General features: G+C 63.9%; 15 protein-coding genes. 7 read left to right on the top strand and 8 right to left on the bottom strand.

The features are described from left to right. Nucleotides 1-69: 69 nt before the first annotated feature. From SO180_RS19420 to petA, 6 genes are all read right to left on the bottom strand, one after another. Nucleotides 70-861: a hypothetical protein gene (locus tag SO180_RS19420; protein ID WP_449380445.1), complete on the bottom strand. Its 792-nt coding sequence runs from the start codon at nt 859-861 to the stop codon at nt 70-72. 88 nt (nt 862-949) lie between these two features. Further along, nucleotides 950-1,267, bottom strand: a complete 318-nt coding sequence (locus SO180_RS19425) for a DMP19 family protein (RefSeq protein ID WP_449380446.1) — start codon at nt 1,265-1,267, stop codon at nt 950-952. 150 nt (nt 1,268-1,417) lie between these two features. Next, nucleotides 1,418-1,843 carry a hypothetical protein gene (locus SO180_RS19430; protein ID WP_449380447.1) on the bottom strand — a complete coding sequence of 142 codons (426 nt, stop codon included), beginning with the start codon at nt 1,841-1,843 and terminating at the stop codon, nt 1,418-1,420. Nucleotides 1,844-1,947: 104 nt separating this feature from the next. After that, the gene (locus SO180_RS19435; RefSeq protein WP_449380448.1) at nt 1,948-2,622 is read right to left on the bottom strand and encodes a dienelactone hydrolase family protein; all 675 of its coding nucleotides are present in this window, start codon (nt 2,620-2,622) and stop codon (nt 1,948-1,950) included. Between the two features lie 176 nt (nt 2,623-2,798). Beyond that, the gene (gene fbcH / locus SO180_RS19440; RefSeq protein ID WP_449380449.1) at nt 2,799-4,859 is read right to left on the bottom strand and encodes a cytochrome b/c1; all 2,061 of its coding nucleotides are present in this window, start codon (nt 4,857-4,859) and stop codon (nt 2,799-2,801) included. 62 nt (nt 4,860-4,921) lie between these two features. After that, nucleotides 4,922-5,452 (bottom strand): ubiquinol-cytochrome c reductase iron-sulfur subunit, encoded by a 531-nt coding sequence (gene petA, locus SO180_RS19445; protein WP_449380450.1) that lies wholly within the window; start codon nt 5,450-5,452, stop codon nt 4,922-4,924. A gap of 279 nt (nt 5,453-5,731) precedes the next feature. Here petA and SO180_RS19450 point away from each other — a divergent pair, with 279 nt between their 5' ends. The 7 genes from SO180_RS19450 (at nt 5,732) to SO180_RS19480 (ending at nt 10,517) form a co-directional block, all read left to right on the top strand. After that, nucleotides 5,732-6,190, top strand: a complete 459-nt coding sequence (locus SO180_RS19450; RefSeq protein WP_449380495.1) for a tRNA (cytidine(34)-2'-O)-methyltransferase — start codon at nt 5,732-5,734, stop codon at nt 6,188-6,190. Nucleotides 6,191-6,209: 19 nt separating this feature from the next. Continuing rightward, entirely contained in the window at nt 6,210-6,854 is a 645-nt protein-coding gene (gene queE, locus SO180_RS19455) for a 7-carboxy-7-deazaguanine synthase (protein WP_449380451.1), read from the top strand. A 30-nt stretch (nt 6,855-6,884) separates the two neighbouring features. After that, nucleotides 6,885-7,250 carry a 6-pyruvoyl trahydropterin synthase family protein gene (locus SO180_RS19460; protein ID WP_449380452.1) on the top strand — a complete coding sequence of 122 codons (366 nt, stop codon included), beginning with the start codon at nt 6,885-6,887 and terminating at the stop codon, nt 7,248-7,250. 165 nt (nt 7,251-7,415) lie between these two features. Continuing rightward, a complete protein-coding gene (hemF, locus tag SO180_RS19465) occupies nt 7,416-8,303 on the top strand; it encodes an oxygen-dependent coproporphyrinogen oxidase (protein WP_449380453.1) in 888 nt (295 codons plus the stop codon). After that, nucleotides 8,294-9,046: an HAD family hydrolase gene (locus SO180_RS19470; RefSeq protein WP_449380454.1), complete on the top strand. Its 753-nt coding sequence runs from the start codon at nt 8,294-8,296 to the stop codon at nt 9,044-9,046. Before hemF ends, SO180_RS19470 begins: the two co-directional genes overlap by 10 nt. A 98-nt stretch (nt 9,047-9,144) precedes the next feature. After that, entirely contained in the window at nt 9,145-10,185 is a 1,041-nt protein-coding gene (locus tag SO180_RS19475; protein WP_449380455.1) for a hypothetical protein, read from the top strand. 98 nt (nt 10,186-10,283) lie between these two features. Then, nucleotides 10,284-10,517 (top strand): YodC family protein, encoded by a 234-nt coding sequence (locus tag SO180_RS19480; RefSeq protein ID WP_449380456.1) that lies wholly within the window; start codon nt 10,284-10,286, stop codon nt 10,515-10,517. A gap of 399 nt (nt 10,518-10,916) precedes the next feature. On the opposite strand, the gene SO180_RS19485 is transcribed toward SO180_RS19480, so the two are convergent. Next, nucleotides 10,917-11,687: a sulfite exporter TauE/SafE family protein gene (locus SO180_RS19485; RefSeq protein WP_449380457.1), complete on the bottom strand. Its 771-nt coding sequence runs from the start codon at nt 11,685-11,687 to the stop codon at nt 10,917-10,919. Beyond that, on the bottom strand, nt 11,684-12,940 hold the full coding sequence (locus SO180_RS19490) for a CCA tRNA nucleotidyltransferase (protein ID WP_449380458.1): 1,257 nt from the start codon (nt 12,938-12,940) through the stop codon (nt 11,684-11,686). The genes SO180_RS19485 and SO180_RS19490 overlap by 4 nt, the downstream gene beginning before the upstream one ends. Nucleotides 12,941-12,943: the final 3 nt, after the last annotated feature.

Raw genomic sequence — 12,943 nt, forward strand, 5'->3', positions numbered from 1 at the left:
CGGGGACGGCGTCAAGATGGCGAGGCCCCCTCGATCGCCAAAATGGTGCGGCGGCGCCGCGAAAATGCATCATGCGGAGGTCTGAATGCTGTCGCGGCCAGCGGCCGCCTCTGCCGCATGGCGCTCGATTTCGGCGCGCGTTACGGTGAGCGCGGCTTTGCCGTCTGATCCGACGATGTCGGCGCGGTCGCGGAGAGTCGCAATCATAGTGGCGGTCGTTCCGGTGACTGCGCACCATGCCGCCCATTCATCGCCCACCTCAACTGCCGTGATCATCGCGGCTGGACCTAGATCCGACCTTCGCAGGAGCAAATCGATGGCTTCGGCGGCCAGGTTTTGCTCCGCAACCCTAGAGAAATTCCCGACAGTGTCCGCGCCCACGACAGATAGTCGCGCACCGACAACTGGCGGCTGGAAAGTCTTCAAATTCTCAAGCTTCACATCCTCGAGCTTCGGAATCGGACTGCGCACGAGGTATTCATAGAGTCGTCCCCCCGTTTCTTCAAAGACGCATATCCGCGATCCCTTGTCGGTGCTGACACTGAAGGCCATGCATTGCTGGCCCTCCACGTCCATGTAGCTGCCCGCCCCGACCCCGAGTTTGAGCTCCGCCGCTGCTCCGCATGCCGCGGCGATCGTGATTTGCAGGCGATCAGTCATCTGGACGCGAATCTGATGCACGCTTTGCCAAATCCGGCGCGGCGTCAGATGTGGTTGGAGTTGGGCAAGCCGATCGATTTCGGAAGCGTACTGCTCGCGTTTTACGGCGCGCAATTCCGGCCAGCCCGCGATCCATCGGGCCGCGAGCGTGGTCATCGGCTGCTGTCGCTCCGCCTCGTAGAAGCGCTCTATCAAGTTCATCGAGGGTTGCGGCGCGCTCGGAGAATCCGTTCTGCGCTGCAGCCTCGCCGGGGTTTGCTTCCACCCACGCCACCATTTCTTGCAATATCTAGTGTTGCGCGCTCGCTCCCATCGCCTTCAGTGCCGCGAGCGCATCTTCAGATGTCGTTGGAAGCTGGTTGGCGCCCGTGTTGCCGATGAACTGGCTATGACCACCGTTGTTGACCTGAGCGAGATAATAGTCGGCGTGATATGCCTGCATGGCCACAGCCGGCATTTCATGCCGCGCGTAGATGCCGACACGTTGAATTGCGTTGACGAAATCGACGATAGCACAGGTCAGATAGTAAGCCTTCTCGGGGTTGCTAGCCGCTTCCAGCGCATCGCTAGGTACGACAACAGTTGATAAACGGCCACCTACGATCATCGCGCACCCACATTCGCCCCAATGGCGTAACGTCTTACACCTACACTTGTAACTTGCAATGAACGTCAAGCCACTGCAAGAGCGCTAGTGCCTGCGCGCCGATCGTACTGTGCGATCCTCGTCGATGTCGTCATGGGCGCGCCGCGGGACCTAATACGCCCCGACCCCATATCCGATCGCCCTGAATCCGGCGTCGGGGACATAGCGGAATTCGAACGTGAACTCGGAATTCGCATCATGCCAGGTCAGCGCGCAGCGGCTGTCGGGCAGCGACAGGAGCTTTGCGGTGTGCACATGCTTGCGCATGAAGGGCGTGAACAGCGTGTCGTAGCGTTGCAGGAATTCTGCCTCGCTCTTGACCGGGCCGCTCTGAACGTCGTGCTTGCCTTCCGCCGACCAGAACTCGACGGGAAAAGCGATCAGCTTGACGATGCGGCTCTTGTCGTTCGCATTCGCCGCGCCTTCGAAGTCAGTCCGGAAGGTCTGAAATTCCGGCCCGTTGCACGCCGGATCCTTGGCCCAACAAGGCGCGATAAAGGCGGTCACGAACAATGATGCGATCAGCAAGGCTTTCATGGGGATGCTCGGCGCCAATGTGTTGGCTCCGACGCGTGACCGCGCCAAAGCAGCCGCCCGATGCCGGGCGGCTTGCCTTGTGTCGCATCAGCGCGCCGCTGCGTTCATCCCAGATGCTTCTTGAAAAACTCCGTCGCGCGGCCCCAGGCGAGCTCGGCGGCCTCGCGGTCGTGCACGGCCTGGCGCTGCTCGTTGACGAAGGCGTGCTCGGCGTCATAGCGAAACAGCTCCAGCGACTTGCCGGCGGCTTTCATGGCCTTTTCGAAACCACCGACGAGTTCCGGGGTGCACCAATCGTCCTTGTTGGCGAAATGCGCCTGGAGCGGGATCTTGACGTCAGCGGGCTTGGCCGCCTGCTCCGGCGGGATACCGTAAAACACAACGCCGGCCGCAAGCTCCGGGATCTTGGTCGCGCCGATGATGGTCACGGCACCGCCGAGGCAAAAGCCGGTCAGGCCGACCTTGGCGCCGTTGCGCGAAAGATATTGCGCGGCGCCGCGCACGGTCTGCGTGGTGGCGTCCATGAAGTCGAGCGAGTTCATCTCGCGATTGGCCGCATCGGTGTCGTGATAGGGCACCACCTTGCCCTTGTAGAGGTCGGGCGCGAGCGCATCGAAGCCGGCAAGCGCAAAGCGGTCGCACAGGCCCTTGATCTGGTCCGACAATCCCCACCATTCCTGGATCACGACCACGCCCGGCACATTGCCGCGCGCGGCATTGGCGAGATAGCCCGAGGTATCCTTGCCGTCCGGACGCTTGAAGGTGATGACGGTGCCCATGCTTTCCTCCGACGAGTTTATGGGGTCGTTGCGGGTATTTTGGCCGTTGTATGCGCGGGGCGCAATCCACACTCCCGGCATTCCGGGTTCGATGCTGACGCATCGCCCCGGAATGACGCCAACATTAAAAAAGCCCCCTGGCGGGGGCTTTTCCATTTCCATGGCTATTCGACAGCTCAGTGCGCGTCGGCCCAGACCTTCTTCTTGGTGAAGTACATCAAGCCGGTGAAGATGATGAGGAACACGAACACCTGGAAGCCGAGCTGCTTGCGCGCCTCCATGTGCGGCTCCGCGGTCCACATCAGGAACGTGGTGACGTCCTTGGCGTATTGCGCGACCGTGGTCGGCGAACCGTCGTCATAGGTGACCTGGCCGTCGTTCAGCGGCTTCGGCATCTTGATGGCGTGGCCCGGGAAGTACTTGTTGAAGTAGGAGCCTTCCGGGATGGTCACACCCTCCGGCACCTTGTCCTCAAAGCCCTGGAGCACCGCGGCGACGTAGTCCGGGCCCTGCTCCTGGTACTGGGTGAAGAAGTCGAAGATGAACCAGGGGAAACCGCGACCATAGGAGCGTGCCTTGGTGATCAGCGACAGGTCGGGCGGCGCCGCGCCGCCATTCGCCGCGCGAGCCGCCTGCTCGTTCGGGAAGGGCGACGGGAAGTAGTCCGCCGGGCGGCCCGGGCGCTCGAACATCTCGCCCTGGTCGTTCGGACCGTCCTTGATCTTGTACTCGGAGGCAAACGCCGACGCCTGCGCCGCGGAATAGCCGGGGCCGCCGGCTTCCGCGAGGTTGCGGAAGGCGATGTAGGACAGGCCGTGGCAGTTGGAGCAGACCTCCTTGTAGACCTTCAGGCCGCGCTGGAGCGCACCGCGGTCGAACTTGCCGAAGGGACCGGCGAACGACCACTTGTTGCCTGGCGGCCTGTCCCCGCCCTCGGCGCGGGCATCGCCGAGCGTTGCTGCGAACAGCGCGCCGGCAGCAACCAGAGCAACCACGATGGAGGCCGCGACCTTGCCGCCCTTGGCAAGCACCGCATCCGCAATCGAGTTCGGCACTGGCCGCGGGGTCTCGATGCGCGAGAGCAGCGGCAGCACGATCAGGAAGTAGGCGAAGTAACAGACCGTCAGGATGCGGCCCGCGATCACGTAGATGCCCTCCGGCGGCTGCGCGCCGAGATAGCCGAGCAGTACCGCGACCACGACGAAGATCCAGAAGAACTGCTTGGCGAGCGGACGATACTTCGAGGACCTCGTCTTGGCGCTGTCGAGCCAGGGGAGGAAGGCCAGCACGATGATCGCCGAGAACATCGCGATGACACCCGCGAGCTTGTTCGGGATCGAGCGCAGGATCGCGTAGAACGGCAGGTAGTACCATTCCGGCACGATGTGCGGCGGCGTCACGCCCGGGTTCGCCGGGATGTAGTTGTCGGCGTCGCCGAGATAGTTCGGCATGTAGAAGATGAACCAGGAATAGAGGATCACGAAGCAGGATACGCCGAACAGGTCCTTGATCGTCGCATACGGCGTGAACGCCACCGTGTCCTTCTCGGTCTTGGCCTCGACGCCGTCCGGATTGTTTTGCCCGGCGACGTGCAGCGCCCAGACGTGCAGCACGACGACGCCCGCGATGATGAACGGTAGCAGATAGTGCAGCGAGAAGAAGCGGTTCAGCGTCGGATTGCCGACGGAATAGCCACCCCAGAGCAGCGTCACGATGCTCTCGCCGAAATAGGGAATGGCGGAGAACAGGTTGGTGATGACGGTGGCGCCCCAGAAGCTCATCTGGCCCCACGGCAGCACATAGCCCATGAAGCCGGTCGCCATCATCAGGAGGTAAATGATGACGCCGAGGATCCACAACACCTCGCGCGGCTCCTTGTAGGAGCCGTAGTACAGTCCGCGCAGCATGTGGACGTAGACGGCGAAGAAGAACATCGACGCGCCGCAGGCGTGCATGTTGCGGAGCAGCCAGCCGTAGTTCACGTCGCGCACGATCAGTTCGACCGACTTGAAGGCCAGATCGGCGTGCGGCGTATAGTGCATCGCCAGGATCACGCCGGTGACGATCTGCATCCCGAGCATGAAAGACAGGATGGCGCCGAAGGTCCACCAGTAGTTCAGGTTACGCGGCGTCGGATAAGCGACGAACGAGGAATGCATAAGACCAAAGATCGGCAGCCGCCGCTCGATCCATTTCAGGGCTGGATTGCTCGGCTGGTAGTCGGAGGGTCCGCTCATGATGCGATCCTGAGGAAATAAACGACGCGACGGCTCGAAGCTTCGGGCGCGGGGTCCGAAGCTCAGCCGATCTGGATTTTGGTGTCGGAGACGAACTGATACGGCGGCACCGTCAGGTTCGCGGGCGCCGGCCCCTGGCGGATGCGGCCCGAAGAGTCGTACTGCGAGCCGTGGCAGGGGCAGAAGAAGCCGTCGTAGTTGCCCTCATGGGCGATCGGGATGCAGCCGAGATGGGTGCAGATGCCGATCACGACCAGCCACTGCTCGTGCCCGGTCTTGACCCGCGCCTCGTCGGACTGCGGATCGGGCAGGCTCGCGACGTTCACCGCGCGCGCCTCGTCAATCTGCTTCTTGGTGCGATGGCTGATGTAGATCGGCTTGCCGCGCCAGAACACCTTGATGTCCTGGCCCTCGGCGACCGGGGTCAGATCGACCTCGATCGGCGCACCGGCGGCGATCGTCGAGGCGTCCGGATTCATCTGGGAAATGAACGGCCAGAGCGTCGCAACGCCCCCCACTGCCGCTGCTGCCCCCGTTGCAACGAAAAGGAAATCACGGCGTGTCGGATGGTCCGCCGAAGACGCTGTCGTCACGATTCCAACCCTTTCTTCTTATGCGACCGGCGGAACCGCCCCAGGGGGCGCCCAAAGGTCCCCAGAACAGGCTGCCGGCGCCCGCGGCCCCCCGCGGCGGCAGAACTTTGCTTGATCCGCGCCAAAACGAGCGAAACAGCAGTCCAGAATCGTTCTATTGGCACCCTTGCCGGGCGAGCGCAAGCCCGCTATCGGCGCGGAAGCGTGCAATGCACGAATTCCCGGCCCACCGATGTTTTATTGAGACAATTCCAGCCGCAACCGACCCGTCATCACGCCATGCAGATAGCGCTTTTCCAGCCCGACATTCCCCAGAACACCGGCACGATTCTCAGGCTTTGTGCCTGTCTGGACATGGCCGCCCATATCATCGAGCCGGCAGGTTTTCCCGTCTCCGACCGCCTGTTCCGCCGCGCGGGAATGGACTATCTGAACCAGGTCAGCATGACCCGTCACGACTCCTGGTCGAAATTTCAGGCCTGGCGCACGGAACAAGGGTACCGGCTGCTGCTGTTCACCACCAAGGGCGCGACCAACTACCTTGATTTTCGCTACCAGCCGTCGGACATCCTGCTGCTCGGGCGCGAGAGCGCAGGAGTCACCGACGAGGTGGTCGCGGCCGCAGATGCGCGGCTCGTCATCCCGATCAGGCCGGGGCTGCGCTCGCTCAATGTGGCGATGACCGCGGCGATGGCCGCAGGCGAAGCGCTGCGGCAGGTCCGCGATATTCAAACCTAGCGTTTCAAGGAGAGGATTTGTGAGTTACGCGGTCAAGGAGATCTTCCTGACCCTGCAAGGCGAAGGCGCCCATGCCGGGCGCGCTTCCGTGTTCTGCCGCTTTGCCGGCTGCAACCTCTGGAGCGGGCGCGAGGCCGACCGCGCCGGAGCCATTTGCCAGTTCTGCGACACGGACTTCGTCGGTACCGATGGCACGCTGGGCGGACGCTACGCCACCGCGGAGGAGCTTGCGGCGACGATCGCCGCGCAATGGACGGGAACCCAAGAAAGGCATCAAGGGAACCGTTATGTCGTGCTGACCGGTGGCGAGCCGCTCTTGCAGGTAGACGCCCCTCTGGTCGATGCGCTACATGCGAACGGCTTCGAGATCGGGGTCGAAACCAACGGTACGATCCTCCCGCCGGACGGACTCGACTGGATCTGCGTCAGTCCGAAAGCGGGAAGCGATCTCGTCGTGCGGCGCGGTCACGAGCTGAAGCTTGTCTATCCGCAAGCGCAGGCGCTGCCGGAAGCTTTCGAAGCTCTCGCCTTCGAGCGGTTCTCGCTGCAACCGATGGACGGGCCAGACGTGGCCGAGAACACCGCGCGCGCCATCGATTATTGCCTGCGCCACCCGCAATGGCGGCTCAGCGTGCAAACACACAAGACGCTCGGCATCAGGTAGCTGGCATCAGATAGGGCTGACGTTCACAAGATGTGGGAATTGACGAAATCATTTCGCTTCGAGGCGGCGCACACGCTGTCGGGTACCACTTTTGGCGCGGCGAGCGAGGAGATTCACGGCCACTCCTTCCGCGCCGAGGTGAGCTTGCGCGGCACGCCGGATCCCGTGACCGGCATGGTGGTCGATCTCGGCCTCCTCCAGCGCGCGATCGAGGATGTGCGCCTCACGCTCGACCACAAGTTCCTCAACAAGATCGAGGCGCTGGGCATCCCGACGCTTGAAAATCTCTCGCGCTACGTCTGGGAGCGCCTGGCACATCTCGGCGGGCTGACCCGCGTCAGCATCCATCGCGACAGTTGCAACGAGAGCTGCACCTATTACGGTCCGCAGAGCTAGATTCGTAGGGTGGGCAAAGCTCCGCCGAAGCTCGAAAGAGCGAAGGCGGAAGCGTGCCCACCTCTTTGGCAAACGCAGTGGCAGCGGTTGCAGAAGTGGTGGGCACGGCGCTAGAGCGCCTTTGCCCACCCTACGCGTCTCGCAAGTCGGCGACGGGAATTGCACATGGACGTTTCGATGATCGAAGACCGCAAGGCACGCGCGCGGAGCTGGTTTGAGGCTCTGCGCGACGACATCTGCGCAAGCTTCGAGCGGCTCGAGGACGACGCGCCGCAAGGTCTCCATCCCGGTGCGGCCGGCCGCTTCGTGCGCACGCCCTGGCAGCGCAGCGACCACACTGGCGCGCCCGGCGGCGGCGGCGTGATGTCGATGATGCATGGCCGCCTGTTCGAGAAAGTCGGCGTGCACTGCTCGACCGTGCATGGCGAGTTCGCCCCCGAGTTTCGCGCGCAGATCCCGGGCGCGGCAGAGGACCCACGCTTCTGGGCCTCCGGCATCTCGCTGATCGCGCACATGCGCAATCCGAACGTACCCGCCGTGCACATGAACACGCGCTTCGTCGTCACGACGAAAGCCTGGTTCGGCGGCGGCGCCGATTTGACGCCGGTGCTCGAGCGGCGGCGCACACAGGAAGACGCCGATACGATCGCCTTCCATGCCGCGATGCAGGAAGCCTGCACCGGGCCGAACGGAGTCGCCGATTACGACAAGTACAAGAAATGGTGCGACGAATATTTCTATCTGCCGCACCGGAAAGAAGCCCGCGGCATCGGCGGCATCTTCTACGACTGGCATGACAGCGGCGACTGGGACGCCGATCTCGCCTTCACCCAGGACGTCGGCCGCGCCTTCCTGAAGATCTATCCGGAGCTCGTGCGGCGCAATTTTGCGACCGCCTGGACCGCTGCCGATCGCGAGGAGCAGTTGGTACGGCGCGGGCGTTACGTCGAGTTCAACCTGCTCTACGACCGCGGCACCATCTTCGGGCTCAAAACCGGCGGCAACGTGGATTCGATCCTGTCCTCGCTGCCACCGGAAGTGAAATGGCCATGACGTCGATGAAGACCGCAAAGCCCCTCCCCCGCGCCATGCTGATCGACATGGATGATACCATCCTGTCGGCCTATGGCCGTCCGGAGATCGCCTGGAACACGATCGCAACCGAGTTCGCGGCCGAGCTTGCACCGCTGCCGCCGGAGCAGGTCGCAGCAGCCGTTCTGACGTTTGCGCGGAATTTCTGGGCCAATGCGGAAGCCGCCTGGCGGCTCAAGCTCGGCGAGGCCCGGCGCCTGACGGTGAAAGGAGGCTTCGCAGCGCTCGCCGCAAGCGGGCACCGCGCCCTGCCCGACGATCTCGCCATTCGCCTGGCCGACCGCTTCACCACCTATCGCGAGGAGGAGATGTTCGTCTTCCCCGGCGCGCATGAGGCGATCGACCGGCTGAAGGCGCTTGGGGTCAAGCTCGCGCTGGTGACCAACGGGGCTGCCGACATGCAGCGCGCCAAGGTCGAGCGTTTCGAGTTGACCCACCGCTTCGACCACATCCAGATCGAGGGCGAGCACGGTTTCGGCAAGCCCGAGGAGCGCGCCTATCTGCACGCGATGGAAGCGCTCGGCGTCACCGCCGGGGATACCTGGATGATCGGCGACAATCTGGAATGGGAGGTCGTGACGCCGCAGCGCCTCGGCATCTACGCCGTCTGGATGGACGTGCATGGCGAGGGCCTGCCTGCGGGATCGCCGATCAAGCCCGACCGCATCATCCGCTCGCTGACCGAGTTGTTGCCCCTGCCCTAGCCGCGACCTCCGCAAGTGAAATTCGTCACAGACCGCAATCCGCGATTGCGGTACGATAGCGCTCGGGCGCGGGGGTTGAGGCGCGAACGGAGGCAGCGATGCAGGACGTTCCGAAGGAAACCAAGCGCGCGCAGGCGCCCGCCAAGAAGCCGGGCCTGTGGGACAGCATCCAGTCCTGGGACAGTCGCCTCTCCGTCACCAAGGGACTAACCATCGTCACCCTGCTCACCGGGTTTTTTGGCGGCTATTTCCAGTATCTCAATTCCTACGAGGAGAAAGTCGGCGAGCAGGCCAAGGCGGACATGGCCGCAGCCACTTCGACCTTCATCGAGATTTCCAACGCCTTCGCCGAGGTCCAGATGCTTCAAGAGAGCATCCTCGCCGACTATGCCGAGGCTCGGACGGCGAAGGCGGATTCTGCCGTCGTGCAAGTGGACGCGAAGGCAGCGTCCGACCTCGCTTCGGACTATTCCAAGGCGCGGACGGCGCTGCGACAGAACGGGCTCGTCTTCGCGCGCAAGGCGGAGATCTACATCGATTGGCCGAGCGATCTCAGCCGCGATCCGGCCGCTCCGCGCGCCCTCGATCAGGACCCGCTCACGGACACGCTGCTCACCGAGTATAATTTCGACTGCGACGCCGAAGCCAATCTGCCGCACTTCAAGGGAGCCATCTTTGACGGCAGCGATCACGGGCCGCCGAACGAGGAGCTGTGCACGGATCCGACGGCCAATGGACCGAAGACCTACGTCGATCTCTGTGCCAGACTGCCGGGCAGCGGCGCGGTCGATCCGTTGCGGAAGGTGGTCAACATCAACTGGTGGAGCGCCAAGCACCACGTGCTGATCATGCACCATTGCTTCGAGGCACTGCGAGGCAGGCCGGGCGCCGCAATCGATATGAACCAGAGCGGGAAACCGGCACTCTCAAAGCAGCAGGAAGACTACAAGGAGAGGCTCAACACACAGGCCCGACGCATCGATGCATACATGACGCTGACGATGGCCCAGCTCGAGCGTATCAGGGTGAAATACCGTCCCTCCGGTTTCCTCTGTCATGTTCCGCTGGCGCGCGATGTCATCGGGTTGTTCAGCGACCAGTGCACGCCCATCCGGACCGCGGTGAGCGAGCGCAGCTGAGATCATCCACAGGAACGAAGTCTCTCTCCCGATGCGTGATCGGCATGTCATGACGGCTTGCTAGCGTTGCCGCGTCGATCAACACAGAGGACAAATCCATGGAACTGAAAGCCGGCGATGTCGTGATGCTGAAATCCGGCGGCCAGCCGCTGACCGTCGTCGATGTCAAGGAGGAGGACGTGCTGTGCCTCTGGATGGGCATCGAAGGCAACCTGTTTCGCGAGACACTGCCGCTCGCTGTTCTCGAACAGGCCGAGCCCGAAGAGGACGAGGACGAAGACGACGAGGATGAAGACGAGGACGAAGAGGAAGACGACGAGGACGACGAATAGGCGCTACGAGATTGGATTCGATGGCTGCCACGTCGGAAGTGCGCTCCCTCCCCCGCTTGCGGGGGAGAGGGTGTCTCCGCAGTGGACAATCCCCAAGGGGAGAGAGCCCTCACCCGGCGCTTCGCGCCGACCTCCCCCGCACGCGGGGGAGGTTCGACCGAGCCCGCGGCCCAATCGTGCTAACCTAAAGCCACTCGAAAAACGCGACGAGATCGGGTTTGGCCTCCGGCTTTCGCCCCGTCCGACAAAAATCTCGAAAACAACCCCATGCAAAGTAGCCGGCAATTGCCGACGCGACCTTTTACGGATTTTACGAAATCGCTTGACGCGTCGGGCAAATCAGGGGCATGATGCCATCATTGCGAAATTTGGGATGACCGCCCCCAATCTCGTCATGCCTTAGGCGACGAGCTGCTTCACCGCGGCCGAGATCATCACGAGCCCGCCCGTGATGACAGCGACGTCGAGGATCGCGGCGTGGATGTGCACCGGCATCCGCTCGACGAAGGCCTTTGCGAGGAATGCCCCAGGCACCGCCATTCCGCCGATCAGGAGCGCGAACGCCAGCACCTGCGCGGTCACCGCGCCGGCGAGGCCGAACACCGAGATCTTGATGAGCCCGGTGCCGAGCGAGATCATCGCATCGGTCGCGATCACCGCCGCGCCCTCGAGGCCCGCGGCCATCAGCAGCGAGAGCAGGATCACGCCCGAGCCCGAGGTGCCGCCGACCAGCACGCCATAACCGACCGACCCTGCTGCAAGGCCCGTGTTGCCGATCTTGACCTGGCGGCGGCGCAGCACGCGGCGCAGCGGCACGCTGAGGATCAGCATGGTGCCGATCACCAGCGCCGCGCCGGCATTGGTGAGGCGCGTGTAGCCGTAGGCACCGAGCGCCGTCGTCAGCGCTGCGCAGGCGAGCACGACGAGAGCGCGGCGGCGATCGGCATAGCTGACATAGGCAATGGCGCGGCTAAGATTGGTGAAGATCGCGGAGATCGCGATGATCGGCACCACGGGTTCGGCGCCGACCATCGGCACCAGCACCAGCGGCATCAGGGCGCCGGTGCCGTAACCTGCGAGCCCACCAATGATCGAAGCAAACAACGCCATCAACGCGACCAGCAGGAGCTGCAGAACCGAGATATCGGCAAAGCCTGATACGATGGTCACGTTCTCTGATCGCGGCTGAAGCGTGCCGCAGCTTGATCGGCGATGGAAGCGAGCGCCGCCTCCTCTAGGGGAAAATCCGCGGCAAGCCAAGCGTCCTCGGCGAGCGTCAACACATGTCCGAGCGCGGGCCCTTCCGCCATGCCGCGCGCGATGAAGTCAGCGGCTTTCAGCGGGAATTTCGGCGGCATCCAACGTTGCGGCAGTTCGGCAAGCTCGCGCCAGCGCGCCGAAGTCGCCTCGCCGGCATCCCTCGCCCAGGCCAGCAACACGCGATCGTGATAGCGCTCGACGCCGAGCCGATAGAGCAGCCGCCGCGCCTTGGCTTCGTCCGTACTCGCGAACCGCCACCAGCGATGCCCCATCGAATCCAGCGCCTTGGCCTCCGCATTGCTGAGCCTGAGCCGCGATGCCACGCGCTTGGCATCCTCGGTGACGGCGACAGTCAAGCCGGCAAGGCGCCGGGTCGCGCTCGCGGCAAGGCCAAGCTCGTGCTCGATCGCGATCATCCTCGCCAGCGAGCCGGTATAGGCGACGCCACCGATCAGCGACTGCAAGAGGCCACCGTCGGCCATGGCGAGCATCGCGGCCGCAGCACCGCCTGCGACCAGCAGCTTCAGCATTTCCATGCGCACCCGCTCGGCCGACAGACCGGCCAGCCCGGCGCGGCCACGGATGCAGGCGAGATAGCCGTCGCGGTCCGGCTCACCGACACCGAAGGCGGCGTGGATGCGGAAGAAGCGCAGGATGCGCAGGTAATCCTCGGCGATGCGCTGGTCGGGATCGCCGATGAAACGCACGCGGCGTGCGGCGACATCGGCAAGCCCGCCGACATAGTCGTGCACCACGCCGTGTCCGTCGACCGACAGCCCGTTCATGGTGAAGTCGCGCCGTTCGGCGTCCCTCACCCAGTCGCGGCCGAACACGACCTTGGCCTTGCGGCCGAAGGTCTCGGTGTCCTCGCGCAGCGTGGTGACTTCGTACGGGTGCCCGTCGATGACCAGGGTGATGGTGCCGTGCTCGATGCCGGTCGGCACGCTCTTGATGCCGGCGTTTTTTGCACGCCGCACCACCTCCTCCGGCAATGCGGTGGTCGCGATGTCCATGTCGCCCGGCCGCAAGCCGAGCAGCGCGTTGCGCACGGCGCCGCCGACCACGCGCGCCTCCTCGCCGTCCGCGTTCAGGAGCTTCAGGACGCGCGCCGTCCCGCCGGAGGTCAGCCAGGAAGCATCGGCAAGCATGGGCTCCGCGCTCATCTG

The organism is Bradyrhizobium sp. UFLA05-112, from assembly GCF_053572325.1.

What these genes read in the sequence shown, in the direction of transcription:
- fbcH (WP_449380449.1), bottom strand. Translation starts at nt 4,859, where the DNA reads ATGAGCGGACCCTCCGACTACCAGCCGAGCAATCCAGCCCTGAAATGG.
- SO180_RS19420 (WP_449380445.1), bottom strand. Translation starts at nt 861, where the DNA reads ATGAACTTGATAGAGCGCTTCTACGAGGCGGAGCGACAGCAGCCGATG.
- SO180_RS19490 (WP_449380458.1), bottom strand. Translation starts at nt 12,940, where the DNA reads ATGAGCGCGGAGCCCATGCTTGCCGATGCTTCCTGGCTGACCTCCGGC.
- SO180_RS19450 (WP_449380495.1), top strand. Translation starts at nt 5,732, where the DNA reads ATGCAGATAGCGCTTTTCCAGCCCGACATTCCCCAGAACACCGGCACG.
- SO180_RS19460 (WP_449380452.1), top strand. Translation starts at nt 6,885, where the DNA reads ATGTGGGAATTGACGAAATCATTTCGCTTCGAGGCGGCGCACACGCTG.
- SO180_RS19475 (WP_449380455.1), top strand. Translation starts at nt 9,145, where the DNA reads ATGCAGGACGTTCCGAAGGAAACCAAGCGCGCGCAGGCGCCCGCCAAG.
- hemF (WP_449380453.1), top strand. Translation starts at nt 7,416, where the DNA reads ATGGACGTTTCGATGATCGAAGACCGCAAGGCACGCGCGCGGAGCTGG.
- SO180_RS19435 (WP_449380448.1), bottom strand. Translation starts at nt 2,622, where the DNA reads ATGGGCACCGTCATCACCTTCAAGCGTCCGGACGGCAAGGATACCTCG.
- SO180_RS19425 (WP_449380446.1), bottom strand. Translation starts at nt 1,267, where the DNA reads ATGATCGTAGGTGGCCGTTTATCAACTGTTGTCGTACCTAGCGATGCG.
- SO180_RS19430 (WP_449380447.1), bottom strand. Translation starts at nt 1,843, where the DNA reads ATGAAAGCCTTGCTGATCGCATCATTGTTCGTGACCGCCTTTATCGCG.
- SO180_RS19480 (WP_449380456.1), top strand. Translation starts at nt 10,284, where the DNA reads ATGGAACTGAAAGCCGGCGATGTCGTGATGCTGAAATCCGGCGGCCAG.
- SO180_RS19470 (WP_449380454.1), top strand. Translation starts at nt 8,294, where the DNA reads ATGGCCATGACGTCGATGAAGACCGCAAAGCCCCTCCCCCGCGCCATG.